At 61.4% G+C, this 21269-nt stretch carries 17 protein-coding genes; 11 read left to right on the forward strand and 6 right to left on the reverse strand.

The window, feature by feature from the left end:
* Positions 1 to 263 precede the first annotated feature (263 nt).
* The 8 genes from J3P92_RS00765 (at position 264) to J3P92_RS00800 (ending at position 10967) form a co-directional block, all read left to right on the forward strand.
* On the forward strand, positions 264 to 1562 hold the full coding sequence (locus J3P92_RS00765) for an MFS transporter (RefSeq protein ID WP_434649630.1): 1299 nt from the start codon (positions 264 to 266) through the stop codon (positions 1560 to 1562).
* Positions 1563 to 1727: 165 nt separating this feature from the next.
* Positions 1728 to 2726 carry a phosphate ABC transporter substrate-binding protein PstS gene (locus tag J3P92_RS00770; protein ID WP_053127032.1) on the forward strand — a complete coding sequence of 333 codons (999 nt, stop codon included), beginning with the start codon at positions 1728 to 1730 and terminating at the stop codon, positions 2724 to 2726.
* A gap of 406 nt (positions 2727 to 3132) precedes the next feature.
* Positions 3133 to 5166, forward strand: coding sequence for an ABC transporter permease subunit (locus J3P92_RS00775; protein WP_434651215.1), 2034 nt, complete (start codon positions 3133 to 3135; stop codon positions 5164 to 5166).
* A gap of 15 nt (positions 5167 to 5181) precedes the next feature.
* Positions 5182 to 6852 (forward strand): phosphate ABC transporter permease PstA, encoded by a 1671-nt coding sequence (gene pstA, locus J3P92_RS00780; protein ID WP_420767112.1) that lies wholly within the window; start codon positions 5182 to 5184, stop codon positions 6850 to 6852.
* A gap of 170 nt (positions 6853 to 7022) precedes the next feature.
* Positions 7023 to 7856 carry a phosphate ABC transporter ATP-binding protein PstB gene (gene pstB, locus J3P92_RS00785; protein WP_420767113.1) on the forward strand — a complete coding sequence of 278 codons (834 nt, stop codon included), beginning with the start codon at positions 7023 to 7025 and terminating at the stop codon, positions 7854 to 7856.
* Between the two features lie 114 nt (positions 7857 to 7970).
* Positions 7971 to 8732, forward strand: coding sequence for a phosphate signaling complex protein PhoU (gene phoU / locus J3P92_RS00790; protein WP_030139132.1), 762 nt, complete (start codon positions 7971 to 7973; stop codon positions 8730 to 8732).
* Positions 8733 to 8898: 166 nt separating this feature from the next.
* Positions 8899 to 9822: a response regulator gene (locus J3P92_RS00795; protein WP_434649632.1), complete on the forward strand. Its 924-nt coding sequence runs from the start codon at positions 8899 to 8901 to the stop codon at positions 9820 to 9822.
* A gap of 248 nt (positions 9823 to 10070) precedes the next feature.
* On the forward strand, positions 10071 to 10967 hold the full coding sequence (locus J3P92_RS00800) for a peptidoglycan DD-metalloendopeptidase family protein (RefSeq protein WP_420767115.1): 897 nt from the start codon (positions 10071 to 10073) through the stop codon (positions 10965 to 10967).
* 144 nt (positions 10968 to 11111) lie between these two features.
* Here the strand turns inward: J3P92_RS00800 and J3P92_RS00805 are convergent, their stop codons facing one another.
* From J3P92_RS00805 to phoB, 3 genes are all read right to left on the reverse strand, one after another.
* A complete protein-coding gene (locus tag J3P92_RS00805; RefSeq protein WP_420767116.1) occupies positions 11112 to 12452 on the reverse strand; it encodes a hemolysin family protein in 1341 nt (446 codons plus the stop codon).
* A gap of 122 nt (positions 12453 to 12574) precedes the next feature.
* A complete protein-coding gene (gene phoR, locus J3P92_RS00810) occupies positions 12575 to 13861 on the reverse strand; it encodes a phosphate regulon sensor histidine kinase PhoR (RefSeq protein ID WP_434651217.1) in 1287 nt (428 codons plus the stop codon).
* Positions 13862 to 13942: 81 nt separating this feature from the next.
* Entirely contained in the window at positions 13943 to 14632 is a 690-nt protein-coding gene (gene phoB / locus J3P92_RS00815; RefSeq protein WP_003177195.1) for a phosphate regulon transcriptional regulator PhoB, read from the reverse strand.
* Between the two features lie 151 nt (positions 14633 to 14783).
* On the opposite strand from phoB, the gene J3P92_RS00820 reads away from it, so the two are divergent.
* Entirely contained in the window at positions 14784 to 15167 is a 384-nt protein-coding gene (locus J3P92_RS00820; RefSeq protein ID WP_434649634.1) for a COG4315 family predicted lipoprotein, read from the forward strand.
* Positions 15168 to 15298: 131 nt separating this feature from the next.
* Here J3P92_RS00820 and J3P92_RS00825 read toward each other — a convergent pair whose 3' ends face one another.
* The 3 genes from J3P92_RS00825 to prlC form a co-directional block, all read right to left on the reverse strand.
* Positions 15299 to 17314, reverse strand: a complete 2016-nt coding sequence (locus J3P92_RS00825) for a M3 family metallopeptidase (protein WP_434649636.1) — start codon at positions 17312 to 17314, stop codon at positions 15299 to 15301.
* A gap of 115 nt (positions 17315 to 17429) precedes the next feature.
* On the reverse strand, positions 17430 to 17708 hold the full coding sequence (locus J3P92_RS00830; RefSeq protein WP_420767120.1) for a YheV family putative zinc ribbon protein: 279 nt from the start codon (positions 17706 to 17708) through the stop codon (positions 17430 to 17432).
* The gene (prlC, locus tag J3P92_RS00835) at positions 17705 to 19756 is read right to left on the reverse strand and encodes an oligopeptidase A (RefSeq protein WP_434649638.1); all 2052 of its coding nucleotides are present in this window, start codon (positions 19754 to 19756) and stop codon (positions 17705 to 17707) included. The genes J3P92_RS00830 and prlC overlap by 4 nt, the downstream gene beginning before the upstream one ends.
* 99 nt (positions 19757 to 19855) lie before the next feature.
* Here prlC and J3P92_RS00840 point away from each other — a divergent pair, with 99 nt between their 5' ends.
* Together J3P92_RS00840 and J3P92_RS00845 are read left to right on the forward strand one after the other, a co-directional pair.
* On the forward strand, positions 19856 to 20401 hold the full coding sequence (locus tag J3P92_RS00840) for a gamma carbonic anhydrase family protein (protein ID WP_420767122.1): 546 nt from the start codon (positions 19856 to 19858) through the stop codon (positions 20399 to 20401).
* Between the two features lie 28 nt (positions 20402 to 20429).
* Complete coding sequence (locus J3P92_RS00845; RefSeq protein ID WP_420767123.1) at positions 20430 to 21080, forward strand: HAD family hydrolase; 651 nt, start codon at positions 20430 to 20432, stop codon at positions 21078 to 21080.
* Positions 21081 to 21269: the final 189 nt, after the last annotated feature.

The raw sequence follows: 21269 nt of genomic DNA on the forward strand, positions 1-21269 counted from the left end.
GCGCGCCAAAGGGAAACTCTGCGAAACCGGCTGATCTTGTACTACATCACCAACGGCGTTTTCGCACAGCAACCCCTTACAGAGTGTCGCAAGGTTGCGAGTATATCGGGCGATAGACGTCGAGACGACCACTGGGTTCTGATTTTGACTGTCAATTACGCGCCTCTATGTGCTTTTTCGAACAATTTGCTATCGTGCCGAACCTGCCCGGGCTCTCATCAGTGTTGTCGGGCCGAGAACCGACTATAAGAGAAACCCTTGCCATGACCACTGCGCCTTCGAGCACGGCGACGCCCGCACAACCTGCCCGTCCGCTGACCCGTAACGACTACAAGACCCTGTCGCTTTCTGCCCTGGGCGGCGCGCTGGAGTTCTACGATTTCATTATTTTCGTGTTCTTCGCCACCGTGGTCGGCAAGCTGTTCTTCCCCGCTGAAATGCCCGAATGGCTGCGCCTGATGCAAACGTTTGGCATTTTTGCCGCCGGATATCTGGCCCGGCCGCTGGGCGGGATCATCATGGCTCACTTCGGCGACCTGCTGGGGCGCAAGAAAATGTTCACCCTGAGCATTTTCATGATGGCCGTGCCGACCCTGATCATGGGTTTGTTGCCGACCTACGCGCAGATCGGCATGTGGGCGCCGATTCTCTTGTTGCTGATGCGCGTGATCCAGGGGGCGGCGATCGGTGGCGAGGTACCGGGGGCCTGGGTATTCGTTTCCGAGCACGTGCCGGCGCGCCACATCGGCTACGCCTGCGGCACCCTGACCTGCGGCCTGACGGCGGGGATTCTGTTGGGTTCGTTGGTCGCCACCGCCATCAATAGCATTTATACGCCGGTGGAAGTGGCGGATTACGCTTGGCGAATCCCGTTCCTGCTGGGCGGCGTGTTCGGCCTGTTTTCGGTGTACCTGCGTCGCTGGCTGCACGAAACCCCGGTGTTTGCCGAACTGCAATTGCGCAAGGCCTTGGCCGAAGAAGTGCCGTTGCGCGCCGTGCTGCGCGACCATCGTGGAGCCATTGTCATTTCCATGCTGTTGACGTGGCTGCTGTCGGCCGGCGTCATCGTAGTCATCCTGATGACCCCGACGGTGTTGCAGACGGTGCACCACTTCAGCCCGACTACGGCGCTGCAGGCCAATAGCCTGGCAATCGTATTCCTGAGTTTCGGTTGCATTGGCGCCGGTGTATTGGCCGACCGCTTTGGTGCCGGCCGGGTGTTCGTGTTTGGCAGCGGTTTGTTGTTGATCACGTTCTGGGCCTTCTATCACAGCCTGTTCACTCACCCTGAGTGGCTGTTCCCGCTCTACGCCTTGAGTGGCTTGCTGGTGGGCACCATCGGCGCAGTGCCCTACGTCATGGTCAATGCCTTCCCGGCCGTGGTGCGCTTCAGTGGGCTATCGTTTTCCTACAACCTGGCCTACGCAATCTTCGGCGGTTTGACGCCAATGATCGTGACCCTGCTGTTGAAAGAAAGCCCGATGGGGCCGGCGTATTACGTCGCGATCATCTGCGGCATCGGGATGGTGATCGGTGGGTATCTTTGGAAGAAAGGCCGCTAAGCGGCGCCGAACAGCCCTGTGGCGAGGGGATGAATCCCTTCGCCACAACATCCTGCAAACCTCAATGCTGGCCTTTCATCCAATTGTCATATTTCAGCCATAGAGTGTTCACACGGCTTCCCAATACTTGGCCGACTTAACACACCTATCTGCTAGGAGTAAGGCATGAAACTGAAGCGTTTGATGGCGGCAATGACCTTTGTCGCTGCTGGCGTTGCGACTGCCAACGCGGTTGCCGCTGTTGACCCTGCGATCCCGAGCTACACCAAGACCACTGGTGTGTCGGGCAACCTGTCCAGCGTCGGCTCCGATACCCTGGCCAACCTGATGACCTTGTGGGCCGAGAACTACAAGAAAGAATACCCGAACGTAAACATCCAGATTCAGGCCGCCGGTTCCTCCACCGCGCCACCCGCACTCACCGAAGGCACCGCCAACCTGGGCCCGATGAGCCGCAAGATGAAAGACAACGAGCTGCAGGCCTTCGAACAGAAATACGGCTACAAGCCAACCGCTATCCCGGTTGCCGTGGACGCCCTGGCCGTGTTCGTGCACAAGGACAACCCGATCAAGCACCTGACCATGGCCCAGGTCGATGCGATCTTCTCCTCGACTCGCCTGTGCGGCGCCAAGGCTGACGTCAAGACCTGGGGCGACCTGGGCGTGACCGGCGACCTGGCCAACAAGCCAGTCCAGCTGTTCGGTCGCAACTCGGTGTCCGGCACCTACGGCTACTTCAAGGAAGAAGCCCTGTGCAAGGGCGACTACAAGCCAAACGTCAACGAGCAGCCGGGTTCGGCTTCGGTTGTGCAGTCGATCAGCAGCTCGCTTAACGGCATCGGCTACTCGGGTATCGGCTACAAGACCGCCAGCGTGAAAACCGTTGCCCTGGCCAAGAAAGAAGGCGGCGAATTCATCGAAGACACCGAAGAAAACGCCCTGAACGGCAAATACCCGTTGTCGCGTTTCCTCTACGTCTACGTCAACAAGGCGCCGAACAAGCCTCTGGCCCCGCTGGAAGCCGAGTTCGTGAAGCTGATCCTGTCCAAGCAAGGCCAGGAAGTCGTGGTCAAGGACGGCTACATCCCGGTTCCAGCCAAAGTTGCCGCCAAGGCACTGGCTGACCTGGGCCTGCAGGAAGGCGGCAACGTCGCCAAGCAGTAACACCTGAGCCCGGGCCAACGCCCGGGCTGCGGTGGGAGTGCAGACCACTGCCACCGCCCAATTTTCCCATCCGCTGCCGCTTCTAGCTGGCGGCGGATTTGTTGCGTCACTTCACTGTCATCTTTCTGTCATACAGGATCGCTAGGGTGTGCGCATGAATGATCTGGCCAACTCCACAATGACTACGACTTCCCCCCCCAAGCGCATTGACTTCAATACGCCTGAGCTGCAACGCAAGCGCCGCATTCGTGCGCTCAAGGATCGCCTGACCCGCTGGTACGTGCTGGTGGGCGGCCTCGCCGTCCTGGCGGCCATTACCCTGATTTTCTTTTTCCTCGCCTACGTGGTGCTGCCCCTGTTCCAGGGCGCGGACCTGACCGCCAAGGATTCGATCACCCCAGCCTGGATGCAAGACGCCGGCAAGCCGCTGATGATCGCCATCGAAGAGCAGAACCAAGTGGCCATGCGGGTCTCCGACAAGGGCCAGGCGCTGTTCTACAACCTCGACAGCGGTGCCGAACTGCGCCGCGTCGACCTGCCGGTTCCGGCCGGCGTCAGTGTGACGTCCATTGGTGAAGACCAGCCCGGCAGCCCATTGGTGGCGATCGGCCTGTCCAACGGCCAGGCCCTGGTGTTCCGCCACACTTATAAAGTCAGTTACCCCGATGGCAAGAAAACCATTTCGCCCGCGATCGAATACCCGTACGGCGAGGCGCCGATCGCGCTGAACGAGCAGGGCGCGGCTTTGGAACACGTCAGCCTCAACGCCACCGATTCGACGCTGCTGCTGGCCGGCTCCAGTGGCGCGCAGCTGTATGTGCTGTCGCTGACCAGCGAAGAAAACATGATGACCGGCGAAATCACCAGCGAGCAGACGCGTATCGACCTGCCGCAGATGACCGAGCCGGTGAAGAACATTTTCGTCGACCCGCGCCAGCAGTGGTTGTACGTGGTCAACGGTCGCGCCCAGGCCGACGTGTTCAGCCTGCGGGAAAAGAGCCTGAACGGTCGCTACAAGCTGCTGGAGAACGCCGATGCCCAAGTCACCGCGGCCGCCCAGTTGGTAGGGGGGATTTCGCTGATCATCGGCGACTCCAAGGGTGGCCTGGCCCAGTGGTTCATGGCTCGCGATCCGGACGGTGAATCGCGCTTCAAACAGATTCGTACTTTCCAGATGGGCAGCGCGCCCATTGTCGAGATCAGCGCCGAGGAACGCCGCAAGGGTTTCGTGGCCCTCGACACCGCCGGCAAGCTCGGCGTGTTCCACAGCACCGCCCACCGCACCTTGCTGGTGGATCAGGTAGTCGACGGCCAAGGTCTGTTCGGCATGTCCCCACGGGCCAACCGCCTGATCGTGGAGCAGGGCGGCAAGCTGCAACCGTTGATGCTGGATAACCCACACCCGGAAGTGTCCTGGAGTGCGTTGTGGAGCAAGGTCTGGTACGAAAACTACGACGAACCCAAATACGTCTGGCAATCGACCGCCGCCAACACCGACTTCGAACCCAAGTTGAGCCTTTCGCCGCTGACCTTCGGCACCTTGAAGGCCGCGTTCTACGCGATGCTGCTGGCCGCGCCGCTGGCGGTTGCCGCCGCGATCTACACTGCCTACTTCATGGCGCCGGGCATGCGCCGCAAGGTCAAACCGGTGATCGAGCTGATGGAAGCGATGCCGACGGTGATCCTCGGCTTCTTCGCCGGCCTGTTTCTGGCGCCGTACGTCGAAGGGCACCTGCCGGGCATCTTCAGCCTGCTGATGTTGCTGCCGATCGGCATCCTCGTCGCCGGCTTCGTCTTCAGCCGCCTGCCGGAATCCATTCGCCTGCGGGTGCCGGATGGCTGGGAAAGCGCGCTGTTGATCCCAGTGATCCTGTTCGTGGGCTGGCTCTCGCTGTACATGAGCCCGTACCTGGAAGCCTGGTTCTTCGGCGGCGACATGCGCATGTGGATTTCCCATGACCTGGGCATCACCTACGACCAGCGCAACGCCTTGGTGGTGGGCCTGGCGATGGGCTTCGCTGTCATCCCGAACATCTACTCGATTGCCGAAGACGCCGTGTTCAGCGTGCCGCGCGGCCTGACCCTGGGCTCTCTGGCCCTCGGCGCCACGCCGTGGCAGACCATGACTCGCGTGGTGATCCTCACCGCCAGCCCGGGCATCTTCTCGGCGCTGATGATCGGCATGGGCCGCGCGGTGGGCGAGACCATGATCGTGCTGATGGCCACCGGTAACACGCCGGTCATGGAGATGAACCTGTTCGAAGGCCTGCGCACCCTGGCGGCCAACGTGGCGGTTGAAATGCCTGAGTCCGAAGTCGGGGGCAGCCATTACCGCGTGCTGTTCCTGTCGGCCTTGGTGCTGCTGTTGTTCACCTTCGTCATGAACACCCTCGCCGAGCTGATCCGTCAGCGTCTGCGCAAGAAATATTCGTCGCTTTAAGAAAGGTAGAAGTCTGTGAAACAGAACTCCCTGAAAGGATGGTTCAAGAGCGGCGCCCCTGGCGTCTGGATCAGCGGTGGCGCGGTGTCCATCGCGGTCATCATGACCATTGGCCTGCTGGCGGTGATTGCCGTGCGCGGCCTCGGCCACTTCTGGCCGGCGGACCTGATCCACGCCAATTACAACGTGCCGGGCATGCCTGCGCACCTGGTGGTAGGCGAAGTCGTACAGAAAGAAGAAGTGCCTCGCGAGCGCCTGAAAAGTGCTGGCCTGCCGGTGCCGGACGAAGGCCCTGAGTTCATGACCCGTGAATTGGTCAAGGTCGGCAACCGTGACCTCAACGGCACCGACTTCACCTGGATCGTCGGCGACTGGCTGACCAACCAGACTACACCACCGGAGCTGATGGCCCTTGAGCGCCGCGAGTGGGGCAATTTCTACGGCTACCTGGTCAACGTCAAGGAACAAGGCAAGGTCATCGCCGAGGGCGAAGCGGCGTGGCCGCAGTTGCAGGCGCGTATCGAGCGGGTCAACCAACTGGCCGACGAGCTCAAGACCCTGGAAAAAACCGACATCGGCGCGATCAACGCTGGCCTGGAGCGCATCCGCCTGCACGGTCGCAAGCTGGAGCTGGACGGCAAGCTCGACGCCGCCGCCCAGGCCGATCTGGAAAGCGAACGCGCCGAACTCAACGCTCGCTACAAGGACATCGAGGCGCGCCTGGCCGACCTGCATGGCCAGTTCAACCGCGACAGCCTGACGGCCCGCGATGCCAACGGCAAGGAAGTGGAAATCGAAATCGGCAAAGTGGTGCATGCCTACCAGCCAAACGGCATGGGCACGCTCACCAAGCTGGGTTTCTATTTCAGCAAGGTCTGGGAATTCCTCAGCGACGATCCGCGTGAAGCCAACACTGAAGGCGGTATCTTCCCGGCGATTTTCGGCACCGTGATGATGACCCTCATCATGGCAATGATCGTGACGCCGTTCGGCGTGCTGGCGGCGGTTTACTTGCGTGAATACGCGCGCCAGGGGACGATGACCCGTCTGATCCGCATTGCGGTGAACAATCTCGCCGGTGTCCCGGCCATCGTCTACGGCGTGTTCGGCCTGGGCTTCTTCGTCTACGTGCTGGGCGGTTCGGTTGACCGACTGTTCTTCCCCGAAGCCTTGCCGGCGCCGACTTTCGGTACCCCAGGCCTGCTCTGGGCATCGTTGACCCTGGCGTTGCTGGCGGTGCCGGTGGTAATCGTCGCCACCGAAGAAGGTCTGGCAAGGATTCCACGTACCGTGCGCGAAGGCTCTCTGGCCCTCGGCGCGACCAAGGCCGAGACCCTGTGGAAAATCGTCCTGCCGATGGCGAGCCCGGCGATGATGACCGGCATGATCCTCGCGGTGGCCCGTGCCGCTGGCGAAGTTGCGCCGTTGATGTTGGTGGGCGTGGTGAAACTGGCGCCGTCGCTGCCGCTGGATGGCAACTACCCGTACCTGCACCTGGACCAGAAGATTATGCACCTGGGCTTCCATATCTATGACGTCGGCTTCCAGAGCCCGAACGTCGAGGCAGCCCGCCCGCTGGTCTACGCCACGGCGCTGTTGTTGGTGCTGGTGATCGCGATCCTGAACCTGTCGGCGGTGTGGATCCGTAACCACCTGCGCGAAAAGTACAAAGCACTGGATAGTTGATTACACATCGATTTCCTGTGGGAGCGAGCCTGCTCGCGATGGCATCACCTCGGTTCTAAAATCAGACCGAGTCGCCTGAATCGCGAGCAGGCTCGCTCCCACACATACACAAATTGGCCTGGCCACTCATTGGCCAACCGAACCGAATTTGTTAGCACAGGGAGCCTCCCATGCAACACGAAGCACACACACACGGCATCAACATGTCGGCCCTGGGCCGCGACAAGCAGAGCTTGAACCTGGCTCAGGAAACCGTCGCCATCGAAGTGCCCGGCCTGAACCTGTTCTACGGCCAGAAGCAGGCGTTGTACGACGTCAGCCTGAACATCCCGAAACAGCGCGTCACCGCGTTCATCGGCCCGTCGGGCTGCGGCAAGTCGACCTTGCTGCGCACCTTCAACCGCATGAACGACCTGGTGGACGGTTGCCGCGTCGAAGGCGAGATCAACCTCTACGGCAACAACATCTACCGCAAGGGCGAAGACGTGGCCGAGCTGCGCCGCCGCGTTGGCATGGTGTTCCAGAAGCCCAACCCGTTCCCGAAAACCATCTACGAGAACGTGGTCTACGGCCTGCGCATCCAGGGCATCAACAAGAAGCGGGTCCTCGACGAAGCCGTGGAATGGGCCCTCAAGGGCGCGGCACTGTGGGACGAGGTCAAGGATCGCCTGCACGATTCGGCCCTGGGCCTGTCCGGCGGTCAGCAGCAACGTCTGGTCATCGCCCGCACCATCGCGGTGGAGCCGGAAGTCCTGCTGCTCGACGAACCTTGCTCGGCACTGGACCCGATCTCGACACTGAAGGTCGAGGAGCTGATCTACGAGCTCAAGTCCAAGTTCACCATCGTCATCGTGACCCACAACATGCAGCAGGCGGCGCGTGTGTCCGACTACACCGCGTTCATGTACATGGGCAAGCTGGTGGAGTTCGGTGACACCGATACCTTGTTTACCAATCCGGCCATGAAGCAGACCGAGGACTACATCACAGGTCGCTATGGCTAGCCCTAGAGCCGCAAGCGTCAAGCTGCAAGCGGCAAGTAAAAAGCGATCCGAGTAACGACACACATCAGCTTGCAGCTTGAAGCTTGCAGCTCACAGCTTTTGCGGAGCAAAACCATGATTTCGAAGGAAGGCCTCACTCATCACATTTCCGCGCAATTCAACGCCGAGCTTGAAGAGGTGCGCAGCCACCTGCTGGCGATGGGCGGGCTGGTGGAAAAGCAGGTCAACGACGCGGTGACCGCGCTGATCGAGGCTGATTCCGGCCTGGCCCAGCAGGTGCGCGAGATCGATGACCAGATCAACCAGATGGAACGCAACATCGACGAAGAGTGCCTGCGCATCCTTGCCCGTCGCCAGCCGGCCGCTTCCGACCTGCGCCTGATCATCAGCATCTCCAAGTCGGTGATCGACCTTGAGCGGATCGGCGATGAAGCCACCAAGATCGCCCGTCGTGCCATCCAATTGTGCGAAGAAGGCGAAGCCCCGCGCGGTTACGTCGAGGTTCGCCACATTGGCGACCAGGTGCGCAACATGGTCCGCGACGCGCTGGACGCCTTTGCCCGTTTCGACGCCGACCTGGCGCTGTCGGTGGCGCAGTACGACAAGATCATCGACCGCGAATACAAGACCGCCCTTCGTGAACTGGCGACCTACATGATGGAAGACCCACGCTCTATCTCGCGGGTCTTGAGCATCATCTGGGTGCTGCGTTCCCTGGAGCGTATCGGCGATCATGCGCGCAACATCTCCGAATTGGTCATCTACCTGGTGCGTGGCACCGATGTGCGCCACATGGGGCTCAAGCGGATGAAGGAAGAAGTGGAGGGCACCCCGTCCGAAACCGCTAATGTTCCCGGTGAAACTGACGATAAGTAAGATTGCCAAGAAAAGCGCCCGGCCTTCTGGTCGGGCTTTTTTTTGCGCTTTTTTTAGTCGAAAGCAGCACCCCGCGAACGAAAAGTCCCGGCGTGACTGAAGCTTTTTGGCAATATGCCATCAGTAAGGCGGTATGCTTGCCGGGATTTTTTAGAGGTGTATCTGGATGAGTAAGGTCAGTGTGTTGGTCGTGGACGATGCTTCGTTCATTCGTGACTTGGTGAAGAAGTGCCTGCGCAACTACTTCCCAGGTATCCGCATTGAAGACGCGGTGAACGGCAAGAAAGCCCAGGCCCTGCTGGCCCGTGAAGCGTTCGACCTGGTGCTGTGCGACTGGGAAATGCCGGAGATGTCCGGCCTGGAACTGTTGACCTGGTGCCGCCAGCAGGACAACCTCAAAGGCATGCCCTTCGTGATGGTGACCAGCCGTGGCGACAAGGAGAACGTGGTCCAGGCCATCCAGGCCGGCGTATCCGGCTACGTCAGCAAGCCTTTCACCAATGAACAGCTGCTGACCAAGGTCAAACAGGCCCTGAACAAGGTTGGCAAGCTCGACACACTCATGAACAGCGCGCCGACCAAGATGAACTCGGCGTTTGGCAATGACTCCCTCAGCGCCCTGACCGGTGGCAAGCCCCCGACGGCGGCTGTTGCGTCGGCCCCCGCCGCCCCTGTGCCCGCCCCAGCTGCTCCAGCCCGTGGTTTGCTCAACAGCCCGCCGGTCAAGGCACCGGCCGCCACCGCTTCGCCGACCAACCGTGGCCAAGGCCAGTTGCGCCTGTCCAGCGGCACCCAGCAATGCGTGATCAAGGCCCTGAGCCTCAAGGAAGCGCTGCTGGTGGTCAAGCGCACCGATACGCTGCCGCAAGTGCTGGAAAGCTCGGTACTGGATATGGAACAGGGCGACAACGCCGAGACCGCTCGTCTGAACGGCTACCTGCACGCCATCGTCGCCCATGAGCAGACGCCCGACAGCGAATGGTTGCAACTGACCTTCCGCTTCGTCGACAAAGACCCGCAGAAACTCGACTACATCTCCCGCCTGATTGCCCGTGGCACGGCGCAGAAGCACTTCGTACCGGGCGCCTGATACGGCGGCGCCCCTCAGACCGCTTTCGTCGGATCGCCGCCCGGAGCAAGCTCGCTCCCACACTGATCTGTGTTTGTCACAAAATTTGTGTCCGCAGCAGATCCCTTGTGGGAGCGAGCCTGCTCGCGAAGAGGCCATCAGCTCCAACACCGACCGCTGATCCATTTTTGAAACATCTGCCGACTACGCTGGTCCATCCCAGCTGCTAGGCTGCTTTGCAGGCCTTCATTTCGACAGAATTCTTGCCCATGCTCGTGCCGTTGTTGTTCGCCTGTGGTCTCGTCCTGGCCGCCACCCCGGCCCTGGCCATGACCATCTACAAATCCACCGATGCCAATGGCGTGGTTTCCTATAGCGACCGCCCCAGCAAAGGCGCCCAGGTGTTCGTGTTCCGTGATCGGATGGTCGAACGCCTGGAGCGGCAGGTGTTCCTCGATATCAAGAAGCAGAAGGGCGCGGACGCGGTTTACGTGCGCAATGACCTGTATGCGCCCGTCGAGATCGAGCTGAGTTTCGTCGGGTTGCGCAACGTCAGCGGGGCGCCGAGCCGGCCGATTCGTCGGGTGATGCCGGCGCGCAGCAACCTGCGCCTGGCGCTGCTCACCGCCACCCGGCCCGGCAGGCCCCTCGTGTACACCCCAAGGTTCGAATATTCCCTGGGCGACCCGGCAGGCACCGCGCAGGCGTATCGCTACCCGCTGCCCTGGGTCGGCGGGCCGTTTCGATTGAGCCAGGGTGCCAATGGCCAATACAGCCACTACGGTCCCAAGAACCGCTACGCCATGGACATCGCGATGCCCGAGGGCACGCCGATCATCGCGGCGCGGGGCGGCGTGGTGGTCAAGACCGAAAACTCGCAGACCGGACGCGGCACCGACCCTTCCGGCAACTTCGTGCGCGTGCTGCATGACGACGGGACCATGGGCGTCTATCTGCACCTGCAAAAGGGCTCGGTGAGCGTACGGGAAGGGCAGCGGGTGGCGGTCGGTACGCCGTTGGCGCTCTCGGGCAACACCGGCAACAGCTCCGGCCCGCACCTGCATTTCGTGGTGCAGCGCAATACCGGGTTGGGGCTGGTGTCGATTCCCTACCAGTTCAACCAACCGGTGGGCGACCTGCCCAATTTTGCGGTGGGTAAGCAGTAGACGTTCGCGGGGGCTTTTCGTGGCGAGGGAGCTTGCTCCCGCTGGGCCGCGAAGCGGCCCAAAAAGCGACGACTGCTGCGCCCGAAGCGTCGGACCGGCCGAGCGGGAGCAAGCTCCCTCGCCACAGGAGGCCCGCCGGGACGGTCAATCGAGCATCAACACCTTCGCCAGGATGATCTTGGGCCCCTTCATCTTCTTGATGATGATCCGCAGGCCTTCGACTTCCAGCACTTCTTCCTCTTCCGGCACGCGCTTGAGGGTTTCATAGACCAGCCCGGCCAGGGTCTCGGCCTCGATGTGGTCCAGGTCGATCCCCAACAGGCGTTCGACCTTGAACAGCGGCGTGTCGCCGCGCACCAGCAGCTTGCCCGGCTGGTAGGCCAGGATGCCGCGCTCGGCCTTGCGGTGTTCGTCCTGGATGTCGCCCACCAGCACTTCCAGCACGTCTTCCATGGTCAGGTAGCCGATGATGTTGCCATCGGCCTCTTCGACCACGGCGAAGTGCGAGCCGCCCTTGCGGAATTGTTCCAGTAATTGCGACAACGGCATGTGCCGCGACACGCGCTCCAATGGCCGGGTCAGTTCGGCCAGGTTGAACGATTCGGGAATGTGATCCAGGGCCGCCAGTTCCAGCAGCAGGTCCTTGATGTGCAGCAGGCCGACGAACTCCTGGCGCTCGCTGTCGTACACCGGATAACGGCTGAACTTGTGGCGGCGGAACATCGCCAGGATTTCCTTGAGCGGCGCGTTGAACTCCAGCGTCACCAGGTCTTCCCGGGAGTTGGCCCAGTCCACCACTTCCAGCTCTCCCATTTCCACGGCGGAAGCCAGCACGCGCATGCCTTGGTCGCTTGGGTCCTGGCCACGGCTGGAGTGCAGGATCAGCTTCAGCTCTTCGCGGCTGTAGTGGTGTTCATGATGAGGCCCGGGCTCGCCTTGGCCGGCGATGCGCAGGATGGCGTTGGCGCTGGCATTGAGCAGGTAGATCGCCGGGTACATGGCCCAATAGAACAGGTACAACGGCGCGGCCGTCCACAAGGACAGCAGCTCGGGTTTGCGAATCGCCCAGGATTTGGGCGCCAGCTCGCCGACCACGATGTGCAGGTAGGAAATGATGAAGAACGCAGTGAAGAACGACACGCCCTTGATCACTTCCGGCGACTCGACACCGATCGCGCCCAGCAACGGCTCGAGGATATGGGCGAACGCCGGCTCACCGACCCAGCCCAGGCCCAGGGAGGCGAGGGTAATACCCAGCTGGCAAGCCGACAGGTAGGCGTCGAGCTGGCTATGGACAGTGCGCAGGATATGCCCACGCCAGCCATGCTGCTCGGCGATGGCCTCGACCCGGGTCGAGCGCAGCTTGACCATGGCGAACTCCGCCGCAACGAAAAATCCGTTGAGCAGGACCAGGATCAAAGCAAAGAGAATCATGCCGAATTCGGCGAAGAGCGTAACGAGGGACAAGCCAGGGGAAGGGTCCATGATGGAGTTTTGCAGGTTCCGTAAGTGCGTAAGGTTCGAAATCAGTGCCTGAAAAGGCAGGCATAAGTCAGCCAATGTAGCGGCTGACTTGGCGATTGCCTAGAGGGAAGGGCTGGTCGGCGTCACTCGTCGCGGTTGGGAAGGCGCGTGCGAACCACCTGTGCTGGAGCGAAATGGCAGGTGAAGGTACTGCCGTGACCGGGCACGCTGCTGATTTCCATGCGTGCACGGTGGCGCAGCAAGACGTGTTTGACGATGGCCAGTCCCAGCCCCGTGCCGCCGGTGTTGGAGTTGCGGCTGGAGTCGACCCGGTAGAAGCGTTCGGTCAAGCGCGGCAGGTGCTTGCTGTCGATGCCGATACCGGAATCGCGCACGCTCAGGTGCGCGCCCTGTTCATCGCCCCACCAGCGGACGTGGATCCGTCCTTGTTCGGGCGTGTACTTGACCGCGTTGAACACCAGGTTGGAAAACGCGCTGCGCAGTTCCGCCTCGCTGCCTTTGAGCTGGACGGCCGGGTCGGCTTCGAGGGTGATGGCCTGTTGCTTGGGGCCGGACAGTTCCTGTGCATCCTCGACGATGATCTGCAGAAGTTCGTCGATGGGTACCGGCTGGTTGTCCGACGGGTAATCGGTGGCTTCCAGTTTCGCCAGCAGCAGCAAATCGTTGAGCAAGGTCTGCATGCGCCCGCCTTGTTGCTGCATCTGCTGCAAGGCCCGGCTCCAGCGCGGGTTCACTTCCTCGACGTTGTCGAGCAAGGTTTCAAGGTAACCGCAGATCACCGTCAGCGGGGTACGCAGCTCGTGGGACACGTTGGCGATGAAATCCTTGCGCATCTGTTCCAGCTGATGGATGCGCGTCACGTCCCGCACCAGCATCAAATGCTCGTTGTTGCCGTAGCGGGTGATGTAGAGCTGGATGCGCAATCGATCGTTGGTGGGCGAAGGGATTTCCAGCGGTTCGGAGTAGTTGTCCTGCTCGAAATATTCCTTGAACCGCGGATGGCGAACCAGGTTGGTCACCGGTTGGCCACTGTCCTGGGGGGTCTTGAGGCCCAGCAGGGTTTCGGCGGCGCGGTTCCACCACTCCAGGTTGCCTTCGCTGTCGAGCATGATCACCGCGTCTTTGAGCGCCGCGGTGGATTCCTGGACGCGGTCGATCACCGCTTGCAGGCGGCCACGAACGCGCTGGTCGCGCCGTTGCAGATGATAGATGCTGTCGAACACCTCGCCCCACAGGCCGTAGCCATCGGGCGGGGCTTCGTCGGGTTGGTGCAGGCGCAGCCACTCATGCAGGCGCAGCAATTGCTTGAGGGTCCAGGCAAGGTAAAGCGCCAGCCCCACGGCCAGGCTCCAGCCGTAATATCCGGTGATCAGGCCGATCAACAGGCATCCGGTAACCAGCAACAACATATGGCGGATGAGGGTGCCATGCCAGTTTTGATTCACGTGAACGCGCGTCCTTGTCAGCTTGTCGGGCGGTAAGGGCTCGTATCAGGCCTTTGTCGAGAAACGATACCCGGTGCCGCGCACGGTTTGTACCAGATTCTCGTAGGCATCGCCGAGGGCCTTGCGCAGGCGCCGGATGTGCACGTCCACGGTGCGTTCCTCGACGTACACGTTGCCACCCCAGACCTGGTCCAGCAGCTGCCCGCGGGTGTAGGCGCGCTCCTGGTGAGTCATGAAGAATTGCAGCAGGCGGTATTCGGTCGGGCCCATCTCGGCGGGCTTGCCGTCGATGGTCACCCGGTGGCTGATCGGGTCGAGCAACAGGCCGCCGACTTCGATGGGCGCTTCGCCATCCGTCGGCCCGGCACGACGCAGCACGGCCTTGAGGCGCGCCACCAGTTCCCGAGGGGAAAACGGCTTGGTGATGTAGTCGTCGGCGCCGACTTCCAGGCCCTGGATCTTGTTGTCCTCTTCGCCCTTGGCGGTGAGCATGATGATCGGAATGTCGCCGGTCAGCTCATCGCGCTTGAGGCGCCGCGCCAATTCGATGCCAGACGTGCCGGGCAGCATCCAGTCCAGCAAAATCAGGTCCGGCTTGCGGTCGACGATGATGGCGTGGGCCTGTTGGGAGTTCTCTGCTTCCATGCAGTCATAGCCGGCCATCTCCAACGCAACGGCGATCATCTCGCGAATGGGCGCCTCGTCGTCGACGATCAGAATGCTCCTGCCAACCATGGGTTAATCCTCTTGTCATTTAACTGTCTTGCGCCGCATTAGATAACGGAATTATTGCAGTCGTGTGACAGTTATTTCCTGAGGCGGCAGCAAAGGGGATCCTGGACTACGCTTTGAGTCCGAATCCTGACAACTGCAAAGGAAGGTTTCCATGACGCGCGTGAATGTTTCTCTCAAAGCCCTGCTGATATCTGCTGCCCTGGTTCTGCCTGGATTGGCGATGGCTGCCGAGCCTGCAATGGAGAAGGATGGCATGTTCACTGACCACAAGGGTATGACCCTTTATACCTTTGCCAAGGACTCGGCCGGCAAGTCCGCATGCAATGGCCAGTGCGCGGTTAATTGGCCGCCGCTGATGGCCGAGAAAGGAGATGAATCCAAGGGGGACTGGACCGTGATCAAGCGTGACGATGACTCGATGCAGTGGGCCTACAAGGGTAAACCACTGTACACCTTCGTAATGGACAAGGAGGCCGGAGACATGACTGGCGACGGCAAGATGGACGGTGCATGGAAAGTGGCCAAGACTAAATGACCTTCGGCGTTCAGATTGCGCTTGTGGAAGCTTGCTCCCGCTGGGCCGGTCCGACGCTTCGGGCGAAGCGGCCCCAAGGTTCAGCGGTCGCTGCCAGACCGAGCGGGAGCAAGGGCATGCCACCTCGACCCTCAGACGCTTGTTCCTTCCCGTTGATCGGTCGCCTGCAAGAAATCCGCGATGGACTCGGACAGTGGCCGTGAATCGCCGCGTTCCAATATCGTTTTGCGTAGCGCCTTGCCGGTCTTTCGGTCAAACAACCCGTTGCGCTTGAAGCGCTTGAATATGGTCTTGGCCAGGGTTCGGGACCAGGCGTAGGCATAAATCCCGGCGTCATAGCCCGTGACCATGTAATCCAGGCCATTGGGCCAGCGTTCGTTCTCGAACGCCGGCAAATGGCCGACTTGCTCGCGGACCTGATCGAACACTTGCTGGGGCGTCCGCCCGTCGCCGTGGCTGCGGTGCAGCTCCATGTCGAATAACGCAGCGCGCAAAAGCCCCGCATCGACCCAACTGGTTTGGGTCTTCAGATACGTCAGCAATCGGTCGGCGACTTCGTTCGGCAACGATGCCCCGGTCTGGTGGTGCTTCGACACTCGGATCAGAAATTGTTTGGAGAAGCACCATCGTTCGAACAGTTCGCCAGCGAATTCGGCGGCGTCCCGACTGAGCTCGATGATGCCCGACACGTCGCGGTATTCGACCCGGCTCAACACATGGTGCAGGCAATGTCCCAATTCGTGAAAAAGCACTCGTAACTGACGATGGTCCAGCAACAGCGGGGTCGCAGCGGAGCCTTGTGGCAACCAGCCGTTCAGCACTGCCACAGGATAACGAGGCCGCCCCTCGGCGGTGATGCGGCGGTTTCGCAGGGTGCTGGTTTGTGGAAAGCCATTCTGGTCCGCGTGTTCGAAAGGGTCGAAATAGAAATAGCCAACGGTTTCGCCTCGCTCGCTGACCTCGAAAAGCCGCACCTGCGGGTGCCAGGTTGTCACGTCCGCACGCTCGATGATATCCACGCCAAACAGGTCCCGGGCGACCAAAAGCAACCTTGCGAACGTCGGCTCCAACGGGAACCAGGCGCTGACGTCCTGTTCCGAAACGCCGGCCGTTTGCCGACGAAGCTGCTGGGCCAGGTAGAGATAATCCCAAGGCTCCACCTTGCTGAAGCCTTGCGTCCTGGCGAATGCATCGAGCTGCTTCTTGTCCTCGTCGAACGAGGCTTGGTGCTGTTCGAGCTGCCCGTTGAGAAATGACAGGACCTCCTCTGGCGAATGTGCTTGCTCCGGCTCGATCGCCATCTGCGCGTAATTCGAATAACCGAGCAGCGTCGCGAATTCATGGCGATCCTTGAGCAACTGGCGCAGCACTCCGCCGTTGTCGTAAATCCCGGCATGGGGTCCTTGATCCGAAGCGCGCGTGCTGTAGGCGATGTACATTTGCTTGCGCAGGCTGGAGTCGTCGGCATAGCGGGTGACGATGCGAAACGATTCATCGTCAAGTGTCAGCAACCAACCGGACTGGCCCTGTTCGCGCGCTTGCCTGGCCATTTGCTGCTTGAACGCAACGGGCAGCCCGCCCAATGCTGCTTCATCCTGGAAGGACTTGCTCCAGGCCTTGTTTGCCTCATGCAAGTGTTCCAAGAACAGGCTTCGCGCACCCTCCATACGCGCCTTCAAATCTTCCAGGGTTTCCTGCGCGGCGGAGCCCATCCCGTCCCGGTGCCACTGCCGCAGGATTTTTTTCAGCGTTCTTTTCCTGACCGGGGAAAAATGCACGGCGATCTCACTGTCCGCCAGGCGCTGGTAAAGTTGAAACAATTGGGTATTGCGCAGCAGCGATCGCTGGAAATCATCCAGGCGCTCCTCGCAGTCGAGTGAAGCCCGCGCCCAGGCCTCGCCACTTCTGGTGGATGCCATGCGGTCCAGTACATAGCCGAAGCCTTTCAGTCGCCCGTGGATTTCGTCCATCGCCAGCACCAGGTCGTCCCAGGTCGGGAAGGGGGCCTGGGTCTCGATGATCTCGGCGACCTTGGCCCGGCTCTCGGCAAGAATCTGGTCAAGGGCCGGGGAGAAGTGTTCGGCCTGGATCTTCGAAAAGGGCGGCAGGTCGTAAGGCTGCAGCAGGGGGTTATCAGCGTGTTGCATGGGGGCTTCCTGTCAGTCGGACGTGTCAGGTCAGTCTGATCAGGAAAGGGGGCAACCTTGCGGTAACTATGTATCGCTTCCGGGCCGAGCGGCCCGGAAGGTGATGCCGAAGATGTCAGTCGGGTTTTTTCTTCAATTTCGGGTTGGGAAAAAACTGCACCGCCTGGACTTTCGCATCGGGCGTCTTGAGCGCCGATGTGTTGACCCGGGTGCCCAATTCCTTGGGCACCGACAGGCCTTGCTCGTTGAGCGTGTCGGAATAACCGCAGGCCACGCATTCGCGATGGGGCACGCCGTCTTCGTTCCACATCATCAACTTGTCCGGCTCGCTGCACGCCGGGCAGACCGCCCCGGCAATAAAGCGTCGTTTGGTAATCACAGGCCCCTCGCTCATGCTGCCGCGTCCTCGCTCAGGCCGCTATGACGCAAGAGTGCGTCAATCGACGGCTCGCGGCCACGGAAGTCGACGAACAGCACCATTGGCTCCTGGGAGCCGCCGCGCGCCAGGATCGCTTCGCGGAAGGCGCGACCGGTGTCGGCGTTGAGCACACCGTCCTCTTCGAACTTGGAGAACGCATCGGCCGACAGCACTTCCGCCCATTTGTAGCTGTAGTAACCCGCCGCGTAGCCGCCAGCGAAGATGTGCGCAAAACTGTTCGGGAAGCGGTTGTAGGCCGGCGGACGCATCACCGACACCTCGTCGCGCACGCCTTCGAGCACTTCCAATACGTTACGGCCGTCGCCGTGGGTGGCGTGCAGCTCGAAGTCGAACAGCGAGAACTCCAACTGGCGAACCATCATCAGGCCGGACTGGAAATTCTTCGCCGCGAGCATTTTCTCCAGCAGGTCCTGGGGTAGCGGTTCGCCGGTTTCATAATGGCCGGAAATCAGCGCCAGGCCTTCGGGTTCCCAGCACCAGTTTTCCATGAACTGGCTAGGCAGCTCCACGGCGTCCCAAGCCACACCGTTGATGCCGGACACGCCGGCATGTTCGACGCGGGTCAACAGGTGATGCAGGCCATGGCCGAACTCGTGGAACAACGTGGTGACTTCGTCGTGGGTCAGCAGCGCCGGCTTGCCGCTGTCGGCCGGGGTGAAGTTGCACACCAGGTTGGCGACCGGGCTTTGCAAGACGCCGTCGACGGTGCGGCGGCGATCACGTGCGCCGTCCATCCAGGCGCCGCCACGCTTGTTGGCGCGGGCATAGAGGTCGAAGAAGAATCGGCCGACGTGCTGGCCGTTTTCCTTGATCTCGAACAGGCGCACATCCGGGTGCCAGCTGTCGAAGCCCTTCAGCTCGGCGATCTCGATCCCATAGAGGCGCTGCACAATGGTGAACAGGCCGCTCAGCACCTTATCGATCGGGAAGTAGGCGCGCAGGGCTTCCTGGGCGACGCTGTAGCGCTGCTGGCGGAGTTTCTCGCCATAGAAGCCGCTGTCCCAGCTTTGCAGGTCGGGGCAGCCCTGTTCGGCGGCGAACGCTTTCAGTTGCTCCAGGTCCTGGGCGGCAAACGGTTTGCTGCGCTTGGCCAGGTCACGCAGGAAGCTGAGCACCTGGTCGCTGGACTCGGCCATCTTGGTCGCCAGGCTCAACTCGGCGAAATTGGCGAAGCCCAGCAGGTGGGCCAGTTCCTGGCGCAGGTCGAGGATCTGTTCCATCACCGGGCCGTTGTCGTTCTGACCGGCGTTCGGGCCCTGGTCCGAGGCGCGAGTGCAGTAGGCCGCGTAGACTTCTTCGCGCAGGGCGCGGTCTTCGGCGTAGGTCATCACGGCGTAGTAGCTAGGGAATTCCAGGTTGATCAGCCAGCCATCCAGCCCTTTGGCCTGGGCGGCGGCAGCCATTTGCGCCTTGGCCGAGTCGGTCAGGCCGGCGAGGGCGGCCTCGTCCGTGACGTGCTTGGTCCAGGCCTGGGTCGCGTCGAGCAACTGGTTGGAAAAGCGGCTGCCCAGCTCGGACAATTTGCTTTGCACTTCGGCGTAGCGCTTCTGCTGCTCGGGCGGCAGGTCGATGCCCGACAGGCGGAAATCGCGCAGGGAATGTTCCAGGATGGTTTTTTGCGCCACATCGAAACCGGCCGCCTCGGGGCTGTTCGCCAGGGCTTCGAAGGCCTGGAACAGCTCGCGGTTCTGGCCCAGTTCGGTGGAGTAGGCACTGAGCGCCGGCAGGCATGCCTCGTAGGCTTCGCGCAGTTCGGGGCTGTTGCGCACGGCGTTCAGATGGCTCACCGGGCTCCAGGCCGCGCCGAGGCGATCGTTGAGCTCGTCCATCGCCAATACCAGGCCGGCCCAGGTAGGCTGCTTGACTTGGGTCTTGAGAATTTCGGCGATGGCGGCACGGTTGTCAGCCAGGATCTGCTCGATGGCCGGTTGCACGTGTTCGGCACGGATCGCCGAGAATGGCGGCAGGTCGTAGGGCTGCAAAAGAGGGTTGTTCACGCTCACGGTTGACACCTTCGCTGGAAGAAACATGGGCCCATCTTAATTACAATCGACCTTCACCGCAGCTAGCAGCGCCTATCACCCGATAAGAGAGAGCCTATCGTGACCCTTCGCACGTACCAGAATCACAGCCCGCGGCTTGCCCGTGGGGCTTTTGTCGACAGCACCGCGGTGGTGATCGGCGACGTCGAAATCGGCGAAGACAGCTCCGTCTGGCCGCTGACGGTCATCCGCGGCGACATGCACCGCATCCGTATTGGCGCGCGCACCAGCGTCCAGGACGGCTGCGTGCTGCACATCACCCACGCCGGCCCGTTCAACCCCGATGGCTTTCCGTTATTGATCGGCGATGACGTGACCATCGCCCACAAAGTCATGCTCCATGGTTGCGCCGTCGGCAGTCGAATTCTGATCGGCATGGGCAGCATCGTCATGGACGGCGCGGTGGTCGAGGACGACGTCATCATCGGCGCCGGCAGCCTCGTGCCGCCGGGCAAGCGCCTGGAGAGCGGCTTCCTATACGTCGGCAGCCCGGTGAAACAGGTCCGCCCCCTGACCGACAAGGAACGCGCATTCTTCACCTACAGCGCGGCGAACTACGTAAAGCTCAAGGACCTGCATCTGGCCGAAGGCTACGACCAGCCCTGAACCGTCCCGCCACTGCCCAGGAATTTTCATGCACTACCAGACTGTACTCTTCGACCTCGACGGCACCCTTACCGACCCCAGGGAAGGCATCACCCGTTCGATCCAGTTCGCCCTGAGCAAACTGGGCATCGACGAACCCGACCTGACCCGCCTCGAACACTTCATCGGCCCGCCTCTGTTGCAGGCTTTCATGCAGTTCTACGGCTTCGATGAAGCGAAAGCCTGGGAGGCGGTGTCTTTCTATCGCGAGCGCTTCAAGGTCACCGGCCTGTACGAAAACCGCGTGTTCGATGGCGTCCTGCCGCTGCTGGAAACCCTCGCCGACCAAAATCGGCAGCTGTACATCGCCACGTCCAAGCCCTGGGTTTTCGCCCGGGAAATTGCCCGCCATTTCGACTTCGCCAAGCACTTCAAAGTGATCTACGGCAGCGAACTGGACGGCACCCGCACCGACAAGGTCGAGCTCATCGCCCATCTCATGGCCGAAGAAAGCCTGGACCCGGCCGCCACCCTGATGATCGGCGATCGCAAACACGACCTGATCGGCGCCCGCAGCAACGGCCTGGACGCGGCAGCAGTGGGGTATGGGTTTGGCAGTTTCGAGGAATTGAGCGCGGAAAACCCGGTGCACCACTTCCAGACGTTGGATGAGCTGCACCGGGCATTCCTGCGAACCTGATCAAGACATCGACAAAGCCTGACAGCCTGCCTAAGGCCCGTGGCGAGGGAGCTTGCTTGCGCTGGGCCGCGCAGCGGCCCTAATAATCTTGCGTTCGCTGCGCAACCGAGCGGGAGCAAGCTCGCTCGTCACGGGACCGAGGGCGTCGTTGGGCCGTCCTTCTGGGTGCTACCTAAAAATGAGACTGGC

The sequence above is a fragment of the Pseudomonas sp. D3-27 genome, assembly GCF_051132165.1.
Lineage (GTDB): Bacteria > Pseudomonadota > Gammaproteobacteria > Pseudomonadales > Pseudomonadaceae > Aquipseudomonas.

Bases quoted from the DNA above. Each gene is read 5' to 3' on its own strand.
- J3P92_RS00765 (WP_434649630.1), top strand. From the start codon at position 264: ATGACCACTGCGCCTTCGAGCACGGCGACGCCCGCACAACCTGCCCGT.
- J3P92_RS00770 (WP_053127032.1), top strand. From the start codon at position 1,728: ATGAAACTGAAGCGTTTGATGGCGGCAATGACCTTTGTCGCTGCTGGC.
- J3P92_RS00775 (WP_434651215.1), top strand. From the start codon at position 3,133: ATGCAAGACGCCGGCAAGCCGCTGATGATCGCCATCGAAGAGCAGAAC.
- pstB (WP_420767113.1), top strand. From the start codon at position 7,023: ATGCAACACGAAGCACACACACACGGCATCAACATGTCGGCCCTGGGC.
- phoU (WP_030139132.1), top strand. From the start codon at position 7,971: ATGATTTCGAAGGAAGGCCTCACTCATCACATTTCCGCGCAATTCAAC.
- J3P92_RS00795 (WP_434649632.1), top strand. From the start codon at position 8,899: ATGAGTAAGGTCAGTGTGTTGGTCGTGGACGATGCTTCGTTCATTCGT.
- J3P92_RS00800 (WP_420767115.1), top strand. From the start codon at position 10,071: ATGCTCGTGCCGTTGTTGTTCGCCTGTGGTCTCGTCCTGGCCGCCACC.
- J3P92_RS00805 (WP_420767116.1), bottom strand. From the start codon at position 12,452: ATGGACCCTTCCCCTGGCTTGTCCCTCGTTACGCTCTTCGCCGAATTC.
- phoR (WP_434651217.1), bottom strand. From the start codon at position 13,861: ATGTTGTTGCTGGTTACCGGATGCCTGTTGATCGGCCTGATCACCGGA.
- phoB (WP_003177195.1), bottom strand. From the start codon at position 14,632: ATGGTTGGCAGGAGCATTCTGATCGTCGACGACGAGGCGCCCATTCGC.
- J3P92_RS00820 (WP_434649634.1), top strand. From the start codon at position 14,784: ATGACGCGCGTGAATGTTTCTCTCAAAGCCCTGCTGATATCTGCTGCC.
- J3P92_RS00825 (WP_434649636.1), bottom strand. From the start codon at position 17,314: ATGCAACACGCTGATAACCCCCTGCTGCAGCCTTACGACCTGCCGCCC.
- J3P92_RS00830 (WP_420767120.1), bottom strand. From the start codon at position 17,708: ATGAGCGAGGGGCCTGTGATTACCAAACGACGCTTTATTGCCGGGGCG.
- J3P92_RS00845 (WP_420767123.1), top strand. From the start codon at position 20,430: ATGCACTACCAGACTGTACTCTTCGACCTCGACGGCACCCTTACCGAC.